The organism is Streptomyces rapamycinicus NRRL 5491 (genome assembly GCF_024298965.1).
Lineage (GTDB): Bacteria > Actinomycetota > Actinomycetes > Streptomycetales > Streptomycetaceae > Streptomyces > Streptomyces rapamycinicus.
The window spans coordinates 3,659,555-3,681,691 of sequence record NZ_CP085193.1 but is presented as its reverse complement, the minus strand read 5'-3'; the positions used below and the strand labels follow the sequence as shown (position 1 = coordinate 3,681,691).

Genomic DNA, 22,137 nt, shown 5'->3' with positions numbered 1-22,137 from the left:
CCCACGGCGTAAGGCCCGGCCCGATGTGAGCGTCTACCGGTGGGCCGTACTCTTCTCTGCGGAGTACGGCCCACCGGCTTTTCCCGGGATTCGCCCCGGGTGTCCGGGCGTTGTCCCGGGGTGTTCGGGCGCCGCGCGTCAGAGACGCGTCAAGAGGGCGCCGATGGCCGTAAGGGAGGCGTCAAGGGACGGCCGGTCCGGTCCGGAGCGGGGTTTGCTCGACGGGTATCGCCCGCCGGAAGCTCGCCGAGCGCTCAGGCGCCGTCCAACAGGGAAAATAGGGGCATGGGACGCGGAAAGTTGCGGATCTACCTCGGTGCGGCACCGGGCGTCGGCAAGACCTACGCGATGCTCTCCGAGGGGCACCGCCGGGTCGAGCGGGGCACGGACCTCGTGGTCGGCTTCGTGGAGCACCACGGCCGTCGGCGCACCCAGGTGATGATGCACGGGCTCGAGGAGGTGCCCCGCCGGGAGGTGGAGTACCGGGGGTCCACCTTCAGCGAGATGGACGTGGACGCGGTGCTGGCGCGCCGCCCCGCCGTCGCGCTGGTCGACGAGCTCGCCCATACCAACGTCCCCGGCTGCCGGAACGAGAAGCGCTGGCAGGACGTCGAGGAGCTGCTGCGGGCGGGCGTCGACGTCGTCTCCACCGTCAACATCCAGCACCTGGAGTCGCTGGGGGACGTGGTGGAGTCGATCACGGGGGTGCGCCAGCGGGAGACCGTCCCGGACGAGGTGGTGCGCCGGGCCGACCAGATCGAGCTGGTCGACATGTCGCCCCAGGCGCTGCGCCGCCGCATGGCGCACGGCAACATCTACGCGCCCGACAAGGTCGACGCCGCGCTCTCGAACTACTTCCGGCCCGGGAACCTGACCGCGCTGCGCGAGCTGGCCCTGCTGTGGACCGCCGACCGGGTGGACGAATACCTCCAGCAGTACCGCGACGAGCACTCCATCCGCTCCACCTGGCAGGCGCGTGAGCGCATCGTCGTCGGGCTGACGGGCGGCCCGGAGGGCCGGACGCTGATCCGCCGGGCGGCCCGGATGGCGGCCAAGGGCTCCGGCAGCGAGATCCTCGCCGTCTACATCGCCCGCAGCGATGGTCTGACCTCGGCCTCCCCGAAGGAGCTGGCGGTCCAGCGCACCCTCGTCGAAGACCTCGGGGGCACCTTCCACCACGTCATAGGGGAGGACATCCCCGGGGCGCTGCTGGAGTTCGCCCGGGGGGTCAACGCCACCCAGATCGTGCTCGGCTCCAGCCGCCGCAAGACCTGGCAGTACATGTTCGGACCCGGGGTGGGCGCCACCGTCGCCCGGGAGTCCGGGCCCGACCTGGACGTCCACATCGTCACCCATGACGAGGTCGCCAAGGGCCGCGGGCTGCCGGTCGCGCGCGGCGCCCGGCTCGGCCGCTCCCGGCTGATCGCGGGCTGGGTGGTCGGGGTGGCCGGACCGGCCCTGCTCACGCTGCTGCTCACCGCCACCGGCGCCACCCTCGCCTCGGAGGCCGGGCCCGGTTTCGCCAACGAGGTGCTGCTCTTCCTGTTCCTCAATGTGCTGGCCGCCCTGCTGGGCGGCATGGTGCCCGCGCTCGCCTCGGCGGCCGTCGGATCGCTGCTGCTCAACTACTACTTCACCCCGCCCACCCACACCCTGACCATCGCCGACCCCGAGAACATCGTCGCCATAGCGATCTTCGTGGCGGTGGCGGTCTGTGTGGCCTCCGTGGTGGATCTCGCCGCCCGCCGCACCCATCAGGCCGCCCGGCTGCGCGCCGAGTCCGAGATACTGTCCTTCCTCGCGGGCAGCGTGCTGCGCGGCGAGACCAGCCTGGAGGCGCTGCTGGAGCGGGTCCGCGAGACCTTCGCCATGGACTCCGTCGCGCTGCTGGAGCGGGAGAGCGACGTCGCCCCCTGGACCTGCGCGGGCAGCGTCGGCGGCCACGGCGGCACCCCGCCGCCCGAGCGGCCCGAGGACGCGGAGGTGGACATGCCGGTCGGCGACCATATGGCGCTCGCGCTCTCCGGCCGGGTCCTGCCCGCCGAGGACCGCCGGGTGCTCGCCGCCTTCGCCGCCCAGGCCGCCGTCGTCCTCGACCGGCAGCGGCTGGCCCAGGAGGCCGGGCAGGCGCGTGAGCTGGCAGAGGGGAACCGCATCCGCACCGCGCTGCTCGCCGCCGTCAGCCACGATCTGCGCACCCCGCTCGCGGCCATCAAGGCGGCCGTGAGCTCCCTGCGCTCCGATGACGTGGCCTGGTCGGCGGAGGACGAGGCCGAGCTGCTGGAGGGCATCGAGAGCGGCGCCGACCGGCTGGACCACCTGGTGGGCAACCTCCTGGACATATCCCGGCTGCAGACCGGCACCGTCACCCCGCTCATCCGGGAGATCGACCTGGACGAGGTGGTGCCGATGGCGCTCGTCGGCGTCCCCGAGGCCGATGTGGCCCTCGACATCCCCGAGGAGCTGCCGATGGTCGCGGTCGACCCCGGGCTGCTGGAGCGCGCCGTGGCCAACATCGTGGAGAACGCGGTGAAGTACAGCCCGCCGGACCGCCCCGTGCTGGTCTCCGCGAGCGCCCTCGGCGACCGGGTCGAGCTGCGGGTGGCCGACGGCGGGCCGGGCGTGCCGGACAGCGAGAAGGACCGTATCTTCGAGCCCTTCCAGCGGTACGGGGACGCCCCGCGCGGCGCCGGGGTCGGCCTCGGGCTCGCCGTCGCCCGCGGCTTCGCCGAGGCCGTGGGCGGGCGGCTGACCGCCGAGGACACCCCCGGCGGCGGGATGACCATGGTGCTCACGCTGCGCGTCGCCCGCGACCGTCCGCCGGCCGACCCCGGCCTCCCGGTCCAGGTCGGCTCCACGTCAGGCACAACAGCACAGAAAGGCAGGCCCGCCAGATGAACCGGGTGCTCGTGGTGGACGACGAGCCGCAGATCGTGCGCGCCCTCGTGATCAACCTGAAGGCCCGCAAGTACGAGGTGGACGCGGCCTCGGACGGCGCCACCGCACTCCGGCTCGCCGCCGCCCGCCATCCCGATGTGATCGTGCTCGACCTCGGCCTGCCCGATATGGACGGGGTGGAGGTGATCAGGGGGCTCCGGGGCTGGACCCGGGTGCCGATCCTGGTGCTCTCCGCCCGTCAGACCTCGGACGAGAAGGTCGAGGCGCTCGACGCCGGGGCGGACGACTACGTCACCAAGCCGTTCGGCATGGACGAGCTGCTCGCCCGGCTGCGCGCGGCCGTCCGCCGCGCCGAGCCGGTCGGGCGGCCGGAGGACTCGGTGGTGGTGGAGACCGACGTGTTCACCGTCGACCTGGCCGCCAAGAAGGCCCATCGCGACGGCCGCGATGTGCGGCTGACCCCCACCGAATGGCATCTGCTGGAGGTCCTGGTGCGCAACGCCGGCCGCCTGGTCAGCCAGAAGCAGCTGCTCCAGGAGGTCTGGGGCCCCTCGTACGGCACCGAGAGCAACTACCTGCGGGTGTACATGGCGCAGCTGCGCCGCAAGCTGGAGGCCGACCCCTCCCATCCGCGCCACTTCGTCACCGAGCCGGGCATGGGCTACCGGTTCGAGCGATGAGCGCGGGGACGCCGTTTCGGCGATGGCGCACCGGTACGCTGGCCGTATGAGTTCCGTACGCCACCCCTCCGACGGGGCCGACAGGGGAGACAGGTCCGACAAACCGGCCGGCCGGTTCCGGCGGATGCTGGACCGGCTGTCGAGCTCCCAGGAGGAACTGCACTCCGCCGAGTTGCAGCAGGACGCGGAGGCCGCGGGCTGCACCAAGATCGGCGACTGCGGTGACCGTCAGATCGTCAAGGTGACGGGCACGCTGCGCACGGTGACCCTCAGACCGCGGGCCGGAGTTCCCGCGCTGGAGGCGGAGCTCTTCGACGGCACCGCCGCGCTGGACGTGGTGTGGCTGGGCCGTCGCTCCATCATCGGGATAGAACCGGGGCGCAAGCTGATCGCCTCCGGCCGGATCTCCATGAGCCATGGGCGCCGGGTGCTGTTCAATCCGAAGTACGAACTCCGACCGCTCGGACAGGAGTAGCCGGTGACGCCAGACGACAAGACGCCCCCGACCGGGCACCGACGCACCGCCGCCGACAGCAGGGCGGCGGCGGACACCGCGCTCCTGGAGGCGTTCGGCGGGGTGCGGGGCATGGTGGACACCACCGTCCCCGGTCTGGTCTTCGTCCTGATGTACACGATCAAGCGGGACATCCACCTCGCCGCGATCGCCGCGCTCGGCCTCAGCGTGCTGCTCGGGCTCGCCCGGCTGGTGCGCAAGGAGACGCTGAAGCACGCCTTCAGCGGGGTCTTCGGGGTCGCGTTCGGCGCGATCTTCGCGATGATGTCCGGCGACGCGAAGAACTTCTACCTGCCGGGCATGCTCTACACCCTGGGCCTGGCGATCGCCTACATCCTCTCGGCGATCTTCCGCTTCCCGCTGATCGGGGTGCTGCTCGGGCCGATGCTGAAGGAGAACCTCTCCTGGCGCACGCGCAACCCGGGCCGGTTCCGCGCCTACACCCGCTCCACCTGGGCGTGGGGGCTGATCCTGCTGGCCAAGTCGGCCGTGCTGTTCCCGCTCTACTGGTGGGGGGACGCCACCCAGCTCGGCTGGGTCAAGGTCGCGCTCGGCATTCCGCCGTTCCTGCTCTGCGTCTATCTGACCTGGATCTTCCTGGCCAAGGCTCCGCCGCCGATCGACGTCATCGCGGAGATGGAGGCGGAGGAGAAGGCCGAGCGGGACCGGGAGCGGGCGAAGGCCGAGGCCGACAAGATCGCCGATCCGCTGCTCTCGGAGTGGACCGGCCAGATCGTGTCCGAGGCCCGTACCGAATCCGCCGACCGGCAGCCGCCCCGGCACTGAGGCGTTCACTGAGGCGCTGTGCCCGCCGCCCGGTCTCCCGGGCGGCGGGCACAGCCCTGGGTCGGGCTCGTCAGCCCGCGGCGTCCTGGCGCTGGACGGACAGCAGCTGCTCCAGCTGCTCCTCGCGCGCCTGCGCCGCGACGAACAGCAGCTCGTCCCCGGCCTCCAGCACATCGTCCTTGTTCGGGGTCAGCACGCGGGTGCCGCGGATGATGGTGACCAGCGTGGTGTCCTCGGGCCACTCCACATCGCCGACCCGGGTGCCCACCAGCGCCGCCTCCGGCGGCAGCGTCAGCTCCACCAGGTTGGCGTCGCCGTGGCTGAAGCGGAGCAGCCGCACCAGATCGCCGACGCTCACCGCCTCCTCGACCAGCGCCGACATCAGACGCGGGGTGGAGACGGCCACATCGACGCCCCACGCCTCGTTGAACAGCCACTCGTTCTTGGGGTTGTTGACCCGGGCGACCACCCGGGGCACCCCGTACTCGGTCTTGGCGAGCAGCGAGACGACGAGGTTGACCTTGTCGTCACCGGTGGCCGCGATGACCACGTTGCAGCGCTGCAGCGCGGCCTCGTCCAGCGAGGTGATCTCGCACGCGTCGGCCAGCAGCCACTCGGCCTGCGGCACCCGCTCCACCGAGATGGCGGTCGGCGCCTTGTCGATGAGGAGCACCTCGTGCCCGTTCTCCAGCAGCTCACTCGCGATGGAACGCCCCACGGCGCCCGCACCGGCAATGGCAACCCTCATCGGCCTGCCTCCTCGGGACCCTTTTCGAAGGCCGCCTCGACCTTCTCGACCTCGTCGGTGCGCATCATCACATGCACCAGGTCGCCCTCCTGGAGCACCGTCCCGGAGGTCGGCAGCATCGCCTCGCCGAGCCTGGTGAGGAACGCGACCCGCACACCGGTCTCCTCCTGGAGGGTGCTGACCTTGTGGCCCACCCAGGAGGGGGAGATGTGCACCTCGGCCAGCTGGACCCCGCCACTGGGGTCCCGCCACAGCGGCTCGGCGCCGGACGGCAGCAGCCGCCGCAGCATCTGGTCGGCGGTCCAGCGCACCGTGGCCACGGTCGGGATGCCGAGGCGCTGGTAGACCTCGGCGCGGCGGGGGTCGTAGATCCGGGCCGCCACGTTCTCCACGCCGAACATCTCGCGGGCCACCCGGGCCGCGATGATGTTGGAGTTGTCACCGCTGCTGACCGCGGCGAAGGCCCCGGCCTCCTCGATGCCCGCCTCGCGCAGGGTGTCCTGGTCGAAGCCGACGCCGGTCACCCGGCGCCCGCCGAAGCCCGCGCCGAGGCGGCGGAAGGCGGTGGGGTCCTGGTCGACGACCGCGACCGTGTGCCCCTGTTGCTCCAGGGTCTGGGCGAGGGCCGCGCCCACCCGGCCACAGCCCATGATCACGATATGCATGCGTCCTACCCCGCACTCCTGATGACCGTGCCGACCTGCGCAAACACCCTGCTCACATCTTCCTTCCAGGACTTACGGGGCGACAGCGGGGCGGGACCCCGATGCCGGTGCCCGGGGACGACGGGAGTCGGCCGCCGCAGCACCTGTCCCCACCGTATCCGCACCGGAGGCCCGCTCCCCCGTCCGCGCGCGACGGTCCGGAGATGAAGGTGGTGACGTACGACATAGCGCGAAAGTTCCCACGGTGATCGGTGATGAGGCGAGGTGGCCGGAGGTGATCGCGGACACGTCAGGAGTAAAGAGGTAACGATCATTTCCGGTTGCGGATGGAGGGTGAAAAGGCTGTCGGTGATCAGTCGTGACCACTACGGTGGGCCCGGGTTACGGCGCTCCTCGGGTGGTCGCGACCCTTCATCTTCGTCTGAAATCCCGGATCTTCACCGAAACCACATGACAAATGCCCGGCGATTCCCGCTGGTTCGAACTTTGTCACGGGTGTCGGACGCTAGGTCACGACATGGCTAAGATGATCGTCGTATTCCGTTTCTGGACGGGACATCAGGGCTCTGAACGTTCCTTCCGCGCCCGCGCTTCCCCTGCACGAGGTTCCTGATGACTGATCACATATCGGAGGCGGTGAGCTGGTGTCTGGCCGCCGCGCTGCTCGTCGTCCTGGTGCTTCTGATCCGCCAGCGGCAGATCACCGCCGGAGTCCGCAGGCGCAACGCCACGCTCGAGGACAGCCTGCGCACCCGTGACGAGGAGGTGCGCCACCTCGTCGACGTACGCCTCCCCTCGATCGCCGACGCGCTGAGCCAGCCCGGCCCGCTGCCGGGCCTGCGCGACGAGAAGCTGGCCGGTACGGCCTTCGCACAGAGCCTGCACTCCGTCATGGAGCAGTTCACCCGGGCGGTGGACAAGGCGCAGTCGCGCGCCGACGCCTCCGCCAAGGCGGCGCTCAAGGCGTCCATGCGCGCCGTCCAGGGACTCGCCAACGAACAGCAGGTCTCCATCTCCGAGATGCAGGAGCGGCACGACAACCCCGATGTGCTGCGGGACCTGCTGGAGATCGACCACGCCAACGCCCAGTTCGGCCGGCGCGCCCAGGCCATCGCGGTGCTCTGCGGCTCCTGGCCCGGCCGCCAGCGGCTGGCCTCCTCGCTGACCGATGTGGTCCGCGGCGCCAAGTCGCGCATCCGCGACTACCAGCGGGTTCAGGTGCACGCCCTGATCGACGTCGCCGTGGTGAGCCGGGCCGTGGAGCCCGCCGTGCTCGCGGTCGCCGAACTGCTCGACAACGCCGCCCGCCACTCGCAGCCCAACACCTCGGTGGAGGTCAGCCTCCAGCCGGTGCACAACGGGGCCTGCATCGTGATCGACGACGCCGGTGTGGGCATGGACGGCCTGGAGGTCCAGCGGGCCGCCAACCTGCTCTCCGGCCAGCGTGCCGTGGACGTCTCCCGGCTGGGCGACCCGCCGCAGTTCGGCTTCGCCGTGGTGGGCCTGCTGGCCGCGCGGTACGGCTTCAGCGTCTCGGTGGACACCCGGTCCCCGTACGGCGGTGTGCGCGCCGTGCTGTTCCTGCCGACCGAGCTGCTCACCCATATCGACCCCGACGGGCGGCCGGGCACCGCCGGGCAGGACCCCGAGGGCGCCGAGCCGCTGCACACCCTGCCCTCCCGCCGGACCCGTCCCCCCAGGAGAGCGCCGCAGGCACCGACCGTCCCGGCCCAGGCGCAGGAGCCGTCCCCGATCCCGCACCAGGCCCCGGCACCGATACCGCACCAGGCCCAGCCTCCGGCCCCGGCCCCGGCCCCGGCGGCATCCGCCCCGGAACCGGCCCCCGCCCCGGCGCCCCAGCCGTCCCCCGACAGCGAGGGCACCCGCGTGTACGGCACCACGGCGGGCGGTCTGCCCAAGCGCCGCCGCCGGGAGGCCGCCGCCACCCCGCCGCCCGGCGACTGGACCACGGGCGCCGGGCAGACCGGCGCCGCCGACCCCGACACGGGCGCGTTCCGTGTGCGGTCGGCGAAGGAAACCGCTTCGCGGATGGGCGCGTTCGCCCGCGGCACCCGCTCCGGCCGTTCCGCCACCCAGGACTCCGCCCCTCACCATGACGAAGGGAATCGCCAGGCATGAACGACCATCTCAACAACGAGCTCGGCTGGATGCTCGACGAGGTCGTCAAGATGCCGGAGGCGCGGCACGCGATCCTGCTCTCCGCGGACGGGATGCTCCGGGCTCACTCCCAGGGCATCGCGCGCGACGAGGCCGAGCGCCAGGCCGCCGCACTCTCCGGGTTGCAGTCGATCAGCCGCTCCACCTCCGAGTTCTGTGATCCGCACGAGACGCCCTGGCAGCAGACGCTCGTCGAGTTCGTCGGCGGGTACGTCTTCCTGATCGCCGCCGGGCCCGGTGCGTATCTGGCGGTCTCGGCCACCGAGTCCGTGGACATGGAGGCGGTCAGCTACCGGATGCAGAAGCTCGTCGACCGGCTCGGCAAGGAGCTCACCAGCCCGCCGAGGCAGGGCCTCCCGCGGCAGGGGATCGGCAGCCACACATGAGCCCAGGGAGGCGCGAACGAGGATTGGTACGGCCGTATGTCGTGACCGACGGCCGTGCCTACCCGACTCGTAACACCTTCGACCTGGTGACCCTGGTCATGGCCCACCCCGACCGGCCGCTCACCGGGCTCAGCCCGGAGAAGCGGCGGGTCATGGAGCTGTGTCTGGGCGGGGCGCTCTCGGTGGCCGAGGTCGCCGGGTATCTGGAGCTGCCCGTCAGCGTCACCAAGGTCCTGCTCGGCGACCTCGTGGACAGCGGCCACATCAGTGCGCGGGCCCCCATCCCGCCCGCCGAACTCCCCGAGGTCCAGCTGCTCCAGGAGGTGCTCGATGGACTCCGCGCTCGTCTCTGACCAGGCGGCCTATCTCCCGGCCACGGTGCGGGTGGCGGCGAAGATCCTGGTCGTCGGGCACTTCGCCGTCGGCAAGACGACGTATGTGAGCTCGCTGTCGGAGATCCGGCCGCTGCGCACCGAGGAGACGATGACCGAGGCCGGTGCGCTCACCGACGATCTGCGGGGCACCGAGGACAAGACGACCACCACGGTCGCCATGGACTTCGGCCGGCTCACCCTCAGCGAGTCCCTGGTGCTCTATCTGTTCGGCACGCCGGGGCAGCAGCGCTTCACCCGGCTGTGGCGGGACATGACGCTCGGGGCGCTGGGCGCGCTGGTGCTGGCCGACACCCGGCGGCTGGAGCAGTCCTTCCCGGTGATGGCCGTTCTGGAGGAGCACGGACTGCCGTACGCCGTCGCCGTCAACCACTTCGAGGGCGCTCCCCGCTTCGCCGAGCCGGAGGTGCGGGAGGCCCTCGATCTGCTTCCGGAGACGCCCCTGGTGACCTGCGACGCCCGGGACCGGGTCTCCTCCACCCACGCGCTGATCGCCCTCGTCCAGTACCTACAGGCCCGCCAGACCCGTAGTTCTCAGGAGATCGTGTGACCAACAGTCCAGCCGCCGGACCCGTTCCGCCGCCCGGCTGCCCCGCGCACGCCGCCCCCGCCGAGGCCGGGGGCGCCACCGGGTCCCGCGCGGCCGTACCGATGTACGGTCAGGAATTCGCCGACGACCCGCACGGCACCTATGCGCGGATGCGCGCCACCTTCGGGCCGATCGCACCGGTCGAGCTGTCACCGGGGGTGTACGCCTCGCTGGTCACCAGCTATCAGCTCGGCCTGGAGATCCTGCGCGACACCGAGCGGTTCGCCAAGGACCCGCGCAGCTGGCGGGCGATGCGGGACGGCACCGTGGGGCTGGACAACCCGGTCGCGCCGATGATGATGTACCGGCCGAACGCGCTGTTCAGCGACGGGGAGGCACACGCCCGGCTGCGCGGGGCGATCACCGACAGCCTGGACCGGGTGGATCCGCACGCCCTCAGCGAGTACGTCGAGCGCAGCGCGGAGACGCTGATCGACGCCTTCGCCTCCCGGGGCCGGGCCGATCTGATCACCGAGTACGCGTCGGTGCTCCCGCTGCTGGTCTTCAACCAGCTCTTCGGCGCCCGCCCGGCGGACGGGCCGAAGCTGGTCGAGACGATGATGAAGCTCTTCGACAGCGGCGAGGACGCGGCGGCGGCCAACGACGAGCTGCTGCGGTGGATCTCCGGCCTGGTGGCGGAGAAGCGCGAGCAGCTCGCCGCCGACGTCACCTCCTGGCTGATCGCGCACCCCTCCCAGCTCTCCGACGACGAGCTGATGCAGCAGATCATCCTGCTGATGGCGGCCGGTACCGACCCCGAGCAGAACCTGATCGCCAACGCGCTGCGGCTGCTGCTGTCGGACGACCGCTTCGCCGGTGAGCTGTCCGGCGGCAGCATGCCCGTCCAGGACGCCCTGGACGAGGTCCTCTGGAACGATCCGCCGATGGCCAACTACGGCACCCGCTTCCCCCGGTACGACTGCGAGGTGGCGGGCGTACGGCTGCGCAAGGGCGACCCGGTGCTCATCAGCTACGCGGCGGCCAACCACGAGGCCGCCCTGGCCTCCGACCGCCGCTCCGGCAACCGGGCCCATCTGGCCTGGAGCGCGGGCGCCCACCGCTGCCCCGCCGAGCGGCCCGCCCGGGTGATCGCCTCCGTGGCCATCGAGCGGCTCCTGGACCGTCTCCCGGACATGGAACTGGCGGTCCCCGCCGAGCGGCTGACCTGGCGGACCGGACCCTTCCACCGCGCCCTGGCCGCCCTGCCGGTGCGCTTCCCCGCCCAGGCGGCGGCTCAGGCCCAGCCGTTCGCGGCGTCCGTGTCCAAGTCGGCACCATTCGACGAGAGCCCTGGAGGCAGCCAGTGGAACCCCGTCCCATCGTCCTCGACCCCGCCGGCCGCGACATCGTCGGAGAGGCAGCCCGAGTCGCAGCAGGCGGCGAGGCGACGCTTGTTGAGCTTCCTGACGGCGTGGTGGCGTGGGCAATAACCCGCCAGCGCACGCTCAAACAGCTGCTGACCGACCCCCGGGTCTCCAAGGACCCCCGGCAGCACTGGCCCGCGTGGAACAACGGTGAGATCTCGCCCGAGTGGCCGCTGATCACCTGGGTCGCCGTGGAGAACATGTTCACGGCCTACGGCGGTGAGCACCGTCGGCTGCGTACCCTGGTCTCCAAGGCGTTCACCGCCCGGCGCACCGCCGCCCTGCGGCCGCGCATCGAGGAGATCTGTGCCAGGCTCCTGGACGACCTGGCCGCCGCCGGGCCGGGCGAGGTGGTCGACCTGCGCGAGGCGTACGCGTACCCGCTGCCCATCCAGGTGATCTCCGAGCTGTTCGGGCTCGAGGACGAGAACCTGCGCGAGCGGATGCGCCGGGTGGTGGACAGCATCTTCCACACCTCCGCCTCCGCGGAGGAGGTCACCGCCACCTACGGCGAGATGTACGCAGTCCTCGGCGAGCTGGTGGCCACCAAGCGCGAGAAGCCCGGCGACGACCTGACCAGCGGGCTGATCGCGGTGCGGGAGGAGGAGAGCGACTCCAGGCTCAGCGAGAAGGAGCTCACCGACACCCTCGCCCTGTTCCTCTCGGCCGGTCACGAGACCACGGTCAACCTCCTGGACAACGCCATCCACGCGCTGCTCACCCGGCCCGAGCAGCTCGAGCACGTCCGGGCGGGCCGGGCCACCTGGGACGATGTGATCGAGGAGACACTGCGGCACTCCGCCCCGGTCGCCAACCTGCCGCTGCGCTACGCGGTGGAGGACATCGAGCTGGACGGCGGCGTGGTGCTGCGCAAGGGCGACGCGATCCTGGCCGCCTACGCGGCCGCCGGACGCGACCCGGAGGTGCACGGCGAGGACGCGGCCGCCTTCGACGTGACCCGGCAGCTCAAGAGCCATCTGGCGTTCGGCCACGGCGTCCACCTGTGCGTCGGCGCCCCGCTGGGGCGGCTGGAGGCCGCGATCGCGCTCCCGGCGCTCTTCGACCGCTTCCCCGGGCTCACGCTCGCGTCCGGGCGGGACCCGCTGGAACCGGTGGAGTCCTTCATTTCCAACGGCCACCGCACCCTGCCCGCGCGGCTGGCCTGACCGCCCGGGGGCCCGCGCCCCCGCCCGCCCCTTTTCCCAGGGGTGGGCGGGTGGGCGGGGGCCCGGGCTACCCCTTACGATCCTCAGCGTGTCCAAACTGACCGACCTCCCGAAACGGATCCTGATCGGGCGGGCGCTGCGCAGCGACAAGCTCGGGGAGACCCTCCTCCCGAAGCGCATCGCGCTCCCCGTCTTCGCCTCCGACCCCCTGTCCTCCGTCGCGTACGCGCCGGGGCAGGTGATGATCGTTCTGTCCGTGGCGGGTGCGTCGGCCTACCACTACAGCCCGTGGATCACGATCGCCATCGTCGTGCTGATGTTCACGGTGGTCGCCTCGTACCGCCAGAACGTCCACGCGTACCCCAGCGGAGGCGGTGACTACGAGGTCGCCACCACCAACCTCGGCCCGAAGGCCGGACTCACCGTCGCCAGCGCCCTGCTGGTCGACTACGTCCTCACGGTGGCGGTGTCGATCTCCTCGGGTGTGGAGAACCTCGGCTCGGCCGTCCCCTTCTTCGTCGAGAACAAGACGCTCTGCGCGGTCGGCATCATCCTGCTGCTGACGCTGATGAACCTGCGGGGCGTTCGGGAGTCGGGCAAGCTCTTCGCGATCCCCACCTATGTCTTCGTCGGCGGCGTCTTCGCGATGATCCTCTGGGGCGCCTACCGCGGGCTGGTCCTGGGCGACGACATGAAGGCCCCCACCGCGGGCTTCGAGGTGCACGCCGAGCAGACCGGGCTGGCCGGCTTCGCGCTGATCTTCCTGCTGCTGCGCGCGTTCTCCGACGGCTGCGCCGCCCTGACCGGCGTCGAGGCGATCAGCAACGGCGTGCCCGCCTTCCGCAAGCCCAAGAGCCGTAACGCGGCCACGACGCTGGCGCTGATGGGCGGCCTCGCCGTGGCCATGTTCGTCGGCATCATCACCCTCGCCCTGGCCACCAACGTCAAGATGGCCGAGAACCCCGCGCACGACCTGCTGAAGAACGGGGCACCGCTCGGCGCCGACTACACCCAGAACCCGGTGATCTCGCAGGTGGCGGCCGCGGTCTTCGGCGACGGCTCGTTCTTCTTCGTGGTGCTGGCCGGGGCCACCGCGCTGGTGCTGTTCCTCGCCGCCAACACCGCGTACAACGGCTTCCCGCTGCTCGGCTCGATCCTGGCCCAGGACCGCTATCTGCCCCGCCAGCTGCACACCCGCGGCGACCGGCTCGCCTTCTCCAACGGCATCGTGCTGCTCGCCTCGGCCGCCGCGGTCCTGGTCTACCTCTACGGGGCCGACTCCACCCGGCTGATCCAGCTCTACATCGTCGGTGTCTTCGTCTCGTTCACCCTCAGCCAGACCGGCATGGTGCGGCACTGGAACCGCCACCTGGCCACCGAGCGGGACCCCAACACCCGCCGCCGCATGATCCGCGCCCGCGCGATCAACACCTTCGGGGCCTTCTTCACCGGCCTGGTACTGGTCGTGGTGCTGCTGACGAAGTTCACCCACGGCGCCTGGGTCGCCCTGCTCGGCATGGTCATCTTCTACGTCACCATGACGGCCATCAGGCGCCACTACGACGGCGTCTCCGAGGAGCTGGCGGCGGCCACCGAACAGCTCGACGAGGAGGAGGTGCGCCCCTCCCGGGTGCACTCCATCGTCCTGGTCTCCAAGGTCCACAAGCCGACGCTGCGAGCCCTGGCCTACGCCAAGCTGATGCGCTCCCACCGGCTGGAGGCGCTGAGCATCAACGTGGACCCCGCCGAGACCAAGGCGCTCCAGACGGTGTGGCACGAGCGCGGCATAGACGTGCCGCTCAAGATCCTCGACTCGCCCTACCGCGAGATCACCCGGCCGGTCATCGACTACGTCAAGAGCCTGCGCCGGGAGAGCCCGCGCGATGTGGTCTCCGTCTTCATCCCCGAGTACGTGGTCGGCCGCTGGTACGAGCACCTGCTGCACAACCAGAGCGCGCTGCGGCTCAAGGGGCGGCTGCTGTTCACCCCGGGCGTCATGGTGACCTCCGTGCCGTGGCAGCTGGACTCCTCCGAGCTGGCCCGGAAGCGGGCCCGCAAGCGGGCCGAGTGGAGCGCGCCGGGTGCGGTGCGGCGCGGCCCGGTGATCCCGCCCAAGCGGGAGAAGGGCGAGAAGGGGGCGAAGGGCGAGAAGCCGGGCGTCACCTCGCAGGTGCCGGGAGGCTAAGGGTGTCCGCCGGACACCCCGTAGGCCGCGGGTCTACGGGACGTCCGGGCGTTGACGGGGTGCGGTCCGGCGGGACGTAGACTGGTGGGCTGTTGTCCCACCGCGCCCCCTCACCCCTTCTGGAGCCTGAGCCCGCCATGCAAAGTGAACCCAAGGCATCGCTGGTCGGCGAGGAGTACGAGGTCGAGGTCGGCCCGGTGGCGCACGGCGGCCACTGCATCGCCCGGACCGCCGAGGGCCAGGTGCTGTTCGTCCGGCACGCGCTGCCCGGCGAGCGGGTCGTCGCCCGGGTGACCGAGGGCGAGGAGGGCGCGCGCTTCCTGCGCGCCGACGCGGTGCGGGTGCTGGACGCCTCCAAGGACCGGGTCGAGGCGCCCTGCCCGTTCGCGGGCCCCGGCAGGTGCGGCGGCTGCGACTGGCAGCACGCCGCCCCCGGCGCCCAGCGCAGGCTCAAGGCCGACGTGATCACCGAGCAGCTGGCCCGGCTGGCCGGGCTCACCCCCGAAGAGGCGGGCTGGGACGGCACGGTCGAGCCCGCCCCCGGCGACAAGGTGGCCCGCGGCGAGGTCCCGGCCTGGCGCACCCGGGTGCAGTACGCGGTGGACGAGCAGGGCCGTCCCGGGCTGCGCCGCCACCGCTCGCACGAGGTCGAGCCGATCGACCACTGTCTGATCGCCGCCCCCGGCGTCACCGAACTCGGCGTCGAGAAGCGCGAATGGCCCCAGATCGCCACCGTGGAGGCCATCGCCGCCACCGGCTCCTCCGACCGGCAGGTGGTCCTCACCCCGCGCCCCGGCGGCCGGCTGCCGATCGTGGAGCTGGACCGGCCGGTCTCGGTGCTGCGGGTCAGCGAGTCCCGCGGCCGGGAGCGGGCCCGTCTGGTGCACCGCGTCCATGGCCGCCCCTTCGTCCGCGAGCGCGCGGCGGGCCGCACCTGGCGGGTCGGTGAGGGCGGCTTCTGGCAGGTCCACTCGAAGGCGGCGGACGTCCTCGTCGAGGCCGTGATGCAGGGCCTGATGCCCCGTAAGGGCGAGATGGCCCTCGATCTGTACTGCGGCGTCGGCCTCTTCGCGGGCGCGATCGGGGAGCGGGTGGGGGAGCGCGGCGCGGTGCTGGGCATCGAGTCGAGCAAGCGCGCGGTCGAGGACGCCCGGCACAACCTCCAGGACCTGGAGCGCGTCCGCATCGAGCACGGCAAGGTCGAGCAGGTGCTGCCCCGCACCGGGATCACCGAGGCCGACCTGATCGTCCTGGACCCGCCCCGCGCGGGCGCGGGCAAGGAGACGGTCGCCCACGTCGCGGCCCTGGGCGCCCGCCGCATCGCCTACGTCGCCTGCGACCCGGCGGCCCTCGCCCGCGACCTCAAGTACTTCCGCGAGGCGGGCTACGCCCCGCGCCGCACCCGTGCGTTCGACCTCTTCCCGGTCACCCACCACGTGGAGTGCGTGGCGGTGCTGGAGCCGGTGCGCGAGGAGCGCTGAGGCGAGTTCCGGCCCCGAGCGGCCGTTGGCGTCGGGCGGCGTCAGACAGGCCGGGCCGTGGCCACGCCCGGGCCGGTTCGGGCCGGGGCGCGGGTGAGGGTCCACATCATGGCGCCGCCCGCCACAACGGCGCACACGTGGAGGGTGATCGCCAGGCCCAGCCGCTCCGGGAGGACGGTGTCGGAGGGCGAGGCGATCGCGACGTACAGGGTGAAGGGCAGCTTCCAGCCGCTCCACGCGAAGAGCGAGCCCGAGCCGAGCCAGCCGAGGACCGACGGCAGCCAGCGGGGGAGCCGGCCGGGGCCCTCGCGGCCCGGGCGGGCCACGCCGAACGCGGCGACCAGCGCCCAGGTGCCGCAGATCCCGCACAGCAGGCGCCAGGTGGTGCGGCCCTCGTCGGGGTGGGCGAGGCCCGCGGTGCCGCCCGCCGCCCAGTACAGCCACATCAGGCCGACGGCGGCGCCGAGCGCCACGGCCGCCCGGCCGAGCGGTGAGGGGCCGCCGGTCCGGCCGGTGAACGCTTCCGGCCAGCGCCTGCGCAGATAGGCGGGGAGCGCGAGGATGAGGCCCAGGCCCATGCCGATGAAGCCGAACTGGATCAGGGCGGCCTCCCAGCCGGGCATTCGCGGGTCGCTGTCGCTCCCGGACCCGGAGGTGTCCGGCTCCGACAGCAGCGAGTCGGCCACCGCGTACGGCAGCATCGACACCAGGAACCCCGCGCCGACCCAGGCGCAGAAGACCAGCGGCACCCCGGGCAGCCGCATCCCCCACGGCCGGGCCGGCGCCAGTACGAGAGCGATCCCGATGACCGCCATGGCGACCGTGACGGTGTTGAGCACCACCCATTCGGCGAGCCCGAACCCGGCCCCGACGGGCGCCAGTCCGAGAAGTGAGCCCACCACCCACGACACTTTGATCACGGCATAGGGGGCCATGGCGGCGGCGCCCCCGTACGAGGCGAGCCGCCCCATCCGGTCCCAGCGGTCCATCGAGCTCGCCTTCCGGGGAGGCATCCTGGTCCGCCGAGTACGAGGCGATGGAGTGTTACCGCTCACGGCACTCCACCGTCCCACCACCACCGGTGGCCCTCCGCGACGATGTCGCGAAGGGCCACCGCGGCGTTTCGGCGGCCGCGCGGGCCGCGGATCACACCCGTACGGTCTCCGCGGTGTCGGGCTCCTCGGCCCGCCCCGGGCCGGAAGTACCGGACGCCTGGGGGGAGTCGAAGCGGTGGTTGGGCCACCACGCCTTGGAGCCGAGCATCGCGGTCACCGTCGGCACCAGCAGCAGCGCCATGATGAACGCGGTGAGCAGGATGCCGAAGGCTACGGCGAAGCCCATCTGCTGGAGCATGGTGTTGCTGGCCAGCATCAGCACACCGAAGGTGCCCGCCAGGATGATGGCGGCCGAACCGATCGTCGGCGCCGACTGGGCCACCGCGAGCCGGGCCGCCTCGGCCGGGGACTTGCCCTTCCCGACCTCCTCCCGCAATCGGGCCACCATCAGGATGTTGTAGTCCGTGCCGATCGCCACCACGAACAGATAGACCACGATCGGCAGCATGAAGAGCAGGCCGTTCTCGCCCTTGATGTCCTGGAACAGCCAGACCGTCGAGCCCAGGGTCGCGGCGAAGCCGAGGCCCACGGCGAGCATCAGGTACAGCGGCGCCACCACGCTGCGCAGCAGCAGGCCGAGGATCAGCATGATGGCCACGCCCGCGACCGGGAACACCAGCCGGTAGTCGTGGTTGACGGCGTCCTCGATGTCGCCCAGCACCGCGGTCGTCCCGCCCACCAGGGCCTCGCTGCCCTGGGGCGCGGAGGCGTGCGCGGTGTCCCGCAGGTCCCCGGCCACCAGCTCGATGGCCTTCTCGGAGGCGGGCCGGTACTTCAGCACGACGCTGAACTGGGCCACGTCGCCCTTGGGGTTGGGCACGGCGGCGGAGACCTCGCCGACACCCTCGACCCCCTCCAGCTTCTTGCGGAACCCGCTGAGCGCCGCGGCGTCCAGCTTGGCGCCGTCCTTGGACTGGACGTACACCAGGCTCGGGTCGGACTCACCGGCCGAGAAGCTCTTCTGCAACTGCGCCATGGCCTGGACGGACTCCAGGTCCTTCGGCAGCGAGCTGTCGGTGTCGAACTCGGCCTTGAAGCCGAACGCGCCCACCGCGAGGGCCGCCAGCACACAGGCGGACACCGTGGCGATCAGGCCGGGACGGCGCGAGACCAGGGAACCGGTGCCGTTGGCGAGCCGGTTGCGGGGCGCCTGCTTCCACGCCTTGGACGGCCAGAACGCCTTCGTTCCCAGCAGCGAGAACACCGCGGGCACCAGGGTGAGGGCCGCCACCAGGGTCACCGCGACGGAGATCGCCAGCGAGGGCCCCATGGCGCGCATGCTGCCCATCGTCGACAGCGTCAGGGCGAGGAACGCCACGATGACCGCGCCGGCCGCCGAGGCGATGGTCTCGCCGACCCGGGTGACCGCCTGGATCAAGGCCTCCTTGGGCTCCTGGCCCTGGCGGAGGTTTTCGCGGTAGCGGAACAGCAGGAACAGCATGTAGTCCGTGCCGACGCCGAACAGCACCACGATCAGGATCGCGGAGACGCTGCTGTCGGCCTCGAGTCCGAACAGGTCGCTGGCGGTGCCGATCAGGCCCTGGGCCATGATGAACATCACCAGGATCATCAGCACGGGCATCAGCGCGATGAGCGGACTGCGGAAGATGGCGCCGAGCAGCACGATGATCAGGACCAGGGTGGCCATCATGATCATGGCGTCGGTGTCACCCTCGGACTCGGCGGAGTCGAGCCCCGAGGCCGCGGGACCGGCCACATCGACCTTCAGCGAGGTGCCCTTCAGCAGCTTGTCGCGGTCCGCGCGCAGATCCTTGATCGACTGCTGGGTGTCCTCGTCGTAGACGTTCTTCTTGGTCGAGTAGATGTTGGCCAGCGCCATCTTGCCGTCCTTGGAGACGGCCTCGGGCGTGGTCAGCACGGACTTGAAGGTCTTGTACTTCTTGTCCTGGAACCCCTTGGTCGCCTTGATGACGGCGGCCTTGTCGGCCTCGGAGAGCTTTCCGCCGTCCGGCCGCTGGTAGACCAGGATGGCGGCCGCGCTCTCCTGCTGCGGGAACGCGTGGTCCTGGAGCTTGGTCACCCGCACCGATTCGTAGTGCGAGGGCAGGAAGTCAGCTTGGTCGGCGCTGGACTTCAGCGGTGGGGCAAGGATGGCCAGGCCGATCGCCGCGATGACCCACATCGCGACGATCAGCCATGGACGGTTGACGGCGAACCGTCCTATTCGCCCGAACATGACGCTCCTTAGGGAGTTAAGGTTCCAGTAAGGGGCACGCTAGGGCAGCTGTTCGGGCCGCACCACGTGTCCTCGTGGAAATCGGCCTGGGGGGTGAGGGCGGCTCCGCCAAAGGGTTTAGGGAGGCGGTCCGTGTCTCAGCATCCGTGCTGATGGTGCCACTCGGGCCCGGGCCGACGGCCACCGTCCGAGTTTCGGGGGCCGTGGTGCGGGCGGGCCGTGAAGTGGGCCGGACTGACATGTAGTTGACAAAATTGCCGCGCCCGGCGGCTTCTCGCGGGCACGTCCCCGTCCCGCCCGTCCGCTTCCTGACAGCACACCCGTACGCCTCGTCAGGACGCCCCGCCGTGCCTCGTCGGACTCCCCGCTAGACCTCCTGGAGGGCCGTCTTCGCCGCGTCCACGAAGTCCGTGAGGGCCTGCCAGAACGGGCTGAACGCGGCGTGAAAGCGCTGCCCCGCCTCCGGCTCGCCGGAGCGCATCGCGCCCAGCGCGCGGTGGAACGGGCCGGTGGCCTTCTGCAGCGCGTTCGCGGCGGTGGCCGCGGCGGCCGGGCCCTCCAGCTCGACCACGCGCACACAGCGGCGCATCTTGCCGTACTCGTCGCGTTCGCGCTCGGCCAGTTCGTCCAGGAGGGCGGGGCGGCGTTCCGCCGTGCCGGTGCGCTCGACGGCGGCGACCGCCCAGTACAACTCGCCGATGCTGTGGCTCTGTTCGATCAGATCGAGATACGCGGTGCGCCTGCTGTCGCGCAGCCGTTCCGCGCGCTGGGCGAGGGCCGCGGTGTCCGCCTGGATCCGGGCGGCCCGGGTGTTGCCGCGGCTGGTGACCCAGCTGGCCAGGACGGCGGTGCCGCCGGTGAGGGCCGCGATCCAGAACGTGTTGTCAGCCATGGGCCCCCGTACCGTCCTCAATCCCTCGAGCGCCGAACATCCGCTGTCCCTTGGTCATCATCGGCCACGGCGGCTATCCCCCGATGGTAGGAAGATACGGAAGGAGTAACGGTTCGGCGGTATGTGCCACAGATATGTTCCGGAGCATGAGCGCATCCGGGCTGCTGCCCGCAAGGACCGAACTGCGGCCCATCGTCTCCGAGTTGAGGCTGTCGGCCTTCAAGAGCCACCGCCGTGCCGCGTTTCGGCTGGGACCACTGACCTTGATCTCCGGCCCGAGCGGCAGCGGCAAGTCCGGGGTGCTGGAGGCGTACGCGGCGCTCGCACGCCTCGCGGGCGGCGCCCGGCTCGCGGAGGTGTTCCGCGATCCGGCCGCGTACATCCCGCGCCGGGCGCGGCCGGACCGGCAGGGGCGGCGCGGCTTCCGGATCGGCTGCACCGTGGACGGTCCGGTCGGGCCCGTACGGGTCGATGTCGCCGTACAGGCCGAGCCCGAACTGCGCATCGTGGGCGAGCGGATGACGGGGGCGGGGGAGACCCTGCTGGAGACGGCGCTGCGCGACCCGGGACGGCGCTGTGTCCAGGCCGCCTGGCACACGGCGGGCGCGGTCGCGGTGACCCGCGCCCCGCTGCCCGACGACCGGCTGGCGACCTCGCTGCTGCCGCTGCGGGTCGCGGGCACGACGGAGGGGCAGCGGCTCGCGCTCGCCGCCGCCGAGCAGGTGGTCATCGCGCTGCGCTCGGTCTTCCCCTGCGATCCGCGGCCGGACCGGATGCGGGCGCCGGCGCCGCCGAGGGACGGGCGGCTGCGCGGCGGCTGCGAGAACCTGGCGGCGGTGCTGCGGCGGACCAGCCGGGAGTGCGGTACGCGGCACGCGGCGCTGGTCGCGGCGGTCCGGGCGGGGTGTGCCGGGCCGGTCGAGGGGCTGGTCACGGAGGGGCGCGCGGACGGGGTGGTGCGGGCCCTGGTCGAGCAGGGGGAGCTCGGCGCGATGCCCGTGGAGCGCCTCGGCGACGGCGAGTTGCGGTATCTCGCGCTCGCGCTGGTGCTGCTGACCGGGCCCGGTGTGCTGGCCATGGACCCGGCGGCCGATGTGCTCCCCGCGCGGCAGGTGCTGACCGTGCTGGCCGACGGTTTCGACCGGTGTCTGGACCGGCGGCAGGCGCGGGAGCTCCTGGGGGTGGCGGCCCGGATGTGCGCACGGGGGCACATCCGGCTCGTGGGGACGGTGGGGGACGTGACGGGGGCGGTCGGGGACGCCCCCGTCACGGTGGTAAACCTGGGGCGTGAGCGAGTCCGATGAGAGCGAGCGACGAACCGATGGCCTGGATGTGGCGGCGCTGCAGCGCAGACTGGCCGCCTTCGCGGCGGCGCGCGACTGGCAGCAGTACCACACCCCCAAGAACCTCGCGGCGGCGCTGAGCGTCGAGGTGTCGGAGCTGGTGGAGATCTTCCAGTGGCTGACGCCCGAGCAGTCGGCACGGGTGATGGAGGAGGAGGGGAGGGCAGGCCGGGTCGAGGACGAGGTCGCGGATGTGCTGGCGTATCTGCTCCAGTTCTGCGAGGTGCTGGGGATCGACGCGCTCGCGGCGCTCTCCGCGAAGATCGACCGGAACGAGGTGCGGTTTCCGGTGAACGGGGCGCGCTGACCGCGAATGAGGGGCGCGCCGACCGCGAACGGGGGCTTTGGCGGTGAATGGGTGATCTCACGGTGAACAGGCGGCTATGGCAGTGAACGGGGGCTGTGGCGGTGAACCGTGATCTCCGGTGACTCGCGGGGCTCCGGCCCCCTGATTCGTCACTCTAAGTAGTGAAGAAGTTATCCACACCGCAACTGTTGTCAACAGATTCCTGAATTCCCCTAGCTTTTCGGCCTGTTAGTCATCACTCTGGGTAGTGG

Annotated in this window: 19 protein-coding genes; 14 read left to right on the top strand and 5 right to left on the bottom strand. The window is 71.6% G+C overall.

The window, feature by feature from the left end; genetic code table 11:
* Window positions 1–285: 285 nt before the first annotated feature.
* The 4 genes from LIV37_RS14820 to LIV37_RS14805 all read left to right on the top strand — a co-directional run bounded on the left by LIV37_RS14820 (window position 286) and on the right by LIV37_RS14805 (window position 4,878).
* The gene (locus LIV37_RS14820) at window positions 286–2,898 is read left to right on the top strand and encodes a sensor histidine kinase (protein ID WP_020867942.1); all 2,613 of its coding nucleotides are present in this window, start codon (window positions 286–288) and stop codon (window positions 2,896–2,898) included.
* Complete coding sequence (locus LIV37_RS14815) at window positions 2,895–3,578, top strand: response regulator (protein ID WP_044569286.1); 684 nt, start codon at window positions 2,895–2,897, stop codon at window positions 3,576–3,578. Before LIV37_RS14820 ends, LIV37_RS14815 begins: the two co-directional genes overlap by 4 nt.
* Window positions 3,579–3,702: 124 nt before the next feature.
* Entirely contained in the window at window positions 3,703–4,053 is a 351-nt protein-coding gene (locus LIV37_RS14810) for an OB-fold nucleic acid binding domain-containing protein (protein ID WP_037962343.1), read from the top strand.
* 3 nt (window positions 4,054–4,056) lie between these two features.
* Complete coding sequence (locus LIV37_RS14805) at window positions 4,057–4,878, top strand: DUF3159 domain-containing protein (RefSeq protein WP_020867939.1); 822 nt, start codon at window positions 4,057–4,059, stop codon at window positions 4,876–4,878.
* A 70-nt stretch (window positions 4,879–4,948) separates the two neighbouring features.
* On the opposite strand, the gene LIV37_RS14800 is transcribed toward LIV37_RS14805, so the two are convergent.
* Both LIV37_RS14800 and LIV37_RS14795 read right to left on the bottom strand, forming a co-directional pair.
* Window positions 4,949–5,626, bottom strand: coding sequence for a potassium channel family protein (locus LIV37_RS14800; RefSeq protein ID WP_030834322.1), 678 nt, complete (start codon window positions 5,624–5,626; stop codon window positions 4,949–4,951).
* A complete protein-coding gene (locus LIV37_RS14795) occupies window positions 5,623–6,291 on the bottom strand; it encodes a potassium channel family protein (RefSeq protein ID WP_020867937.1) in 669 nt (222 codons plus the stop codon). The genes LIV37_RS14800 and LIV37_RS14795 overlap by 4 nt, the downstream gene beginning before the upstream one ends.
* A 612-nt stretch (window positions 6,292–6,903) precedes the next feature.
* On the opposite strand from LIV37_RS14795, the gene LIV37_RS14790 reads away from it, so the two are divergent.
* The 8 genes from LIV37_RS14790 (at window position 6,904) to LIV37_RS14755 (ending at window position 16,032) form a co-directional block, all read left to right on the top strand.
* Window positions 6,904–8,430 (top strand): ATP-binding protein, encoded by a 1,527-nt coding sequence (locus LIV37_RS14790; RefSeq protein WP_020867936.1) that lies wholly within the window; start codon window positions 6,904–6,906, stop codon window positions 8,428–8,430.
* Window positions 8,427–8,855 carry a roadblock/LC7 domain-containing protein gene (locus LIV37_RS14785; RefSeq protein ID WP_020867935.1) on the top strand — a complete coding sequence of 143 codons (429 nt, stop codon included), beginning with the start codon at window positions 8,427–8,429 and terminating at the stop codon, window positions 8,853–8,855. Before LIV37_RS14790 ends, LIV37_RS14785 begins: the two co-directional genes overlap by 4 nt.
* Window positions 8,852–9,208, top strand: coding sequence for a DUF742 domain-containing protein (locus LIV37_RS14780; RefSeq protein WP_037962352.1), 357 nt, complete (start codon window positions 8,852–8,854; stop codon window positions 9,206–9,208). The genes LIV37_RS14785 and LIV37_RS14780 overlap by 4 nt, the downstream gene beginning before the upstream one ends.
* On the top strand, window positions 9,186–9,797 hold the full coding sequence (locus tag LIV37_RS14775) for a GTP-binding protein (protein WP_020867933.1): 612 nt from the start codon (window positions 9,186–9,188) through the stop codon (window positions 9,795–9,797). The genes LIV37_RS14780 and LIV37_RS14775 overlap by 23 nt, the downstream gene beginning before the upstream one ends.
* A complete protein-coding gene (locus LIV37_RS14770; RefSeq protein ID WP_020867932.1) occupies window positions 9,794–11,266 on the top strand; it encodes a cytochrome P450 in 1,473 nt (490 codons plus the stop codon). Before LIV37_RS14775 ends, LIV37_RS14770 begins: the two co-directional genes overlap by 4 nt.
* Window positions 11,248–12,366, top strand: a complete 1,119-nt coding sequence (locus LIV37_RS14765; protein ID WP_020867931.1) for a cytochrome P450 family protein — start codon at window positions 11,248–11,250, stop codon at window positions 12,364–12,366. Before LIV37_RS14770 ends, LIV37_RS14765 begins: the two co-directional genes overlap by 19 nt.
* Window positions 12,367–12,454: 88 nt before the next feature.
* Window positions 12,455–14,551 (top strand): APC family permease, encoded by a 2,097-nt coding sequence (locus tag LIV37_RS14760; RefSeq protein ID WP_020867930.1) that lies wholly within the window; start codon window positions 12,455–12,457, stop codon window positions 14,549–14,551.
* A 137-nt stretch (window positions 14,552–14,688) separates the two neighbouring features.
* Complete coding sequence (locus tag LIV37_RS14755) at window positions 14,689–16,032, top strand: class I SAM-dependent RNA methyltransferase (RefSeq protein WP_020867929.1); 1,344 nt, start codon at window positions 14,689–14,691, stop codon at window positions 16,030–16,032.
* Between the two features lie 41 nt (window positions 16,033–16,073).
* Here the strand turns inward: LIV37_RS14755 and LIV37_RS14750 are convergent, their stop codons facing one another.
* The 3 genes from LIV37_RS14750 to LIV37_RS14740 form a co-directional block, all read right to left on the bottom strand.
* Window positions 16,074–17,021, bottom strand: coding sequence for a hypothetical protein (locus LIV37_RS14750; RefSeq protein ID WP_020867928.1), 948 nt, complete (start codon window positions 17,019–17,021; stop codon window positions 16,074–16,076).
* Window positions 17,022–17,178: 157 nt separating this feature from the next.
* Entirely contained in the window at window positions 17,179–19,344 is a 2,166-nt protein-coding gene (locus tag LIV37_RS14745) for an MMPL family transporter (RefSeq protein ID WP_020867927.1), read from the bottom strand.
* A gap of 367 nt (window positions 19,345–19,711) precedes the next feature.
* Window positions 19,712–20,236, bottom strand: coding sequence for a hypothetical protein (locus LIV37_RS14740; RefSeq protein ID WP_020867926.1), 525 nt, complete (start codon window positions 20,234–20,236; stop codon window positions 19,712–19,714).
* Between the two features lie 146 nt (window positions 20,237–20,382).
* Between LIV37_RS14740 and LIV37_RS14735 the strand changes: the two genes are divergently transcribed.
* Together LIV37_RS14735 and LIV37_RS14730 are read left to right on the top strand one after the other, a co-directional pair.
* Window positions 20,383–21,540 carry an AAA family ATPase gene (locus tag LIV37_RS14735; protein ID WP_121826036.1) on the top strand — a complete coding sequence of 386 codons (1,158 nt, stop codon included), beginning with the start codon at window positions 20,383–20,385 and terminating at the stop codon, window positions 21,538–21,540.
* A complete protein-coding gene (locus LIV37_RS14730; RefSeq protein WP_121825465.1) occupies window positions 21,524–21,886 on the top strand; it encodes a nucleotide pyrophosphohydrolase in 363 nt (120 codons plus the stop codon). The genes LIV37_RS14735 and LIV37_RS14730 overlap by 17 nt, the downstream gene beginning before the upstream one ends.
* Window positions 21,887–22,137: the final 251 nt, after the last annotated feature.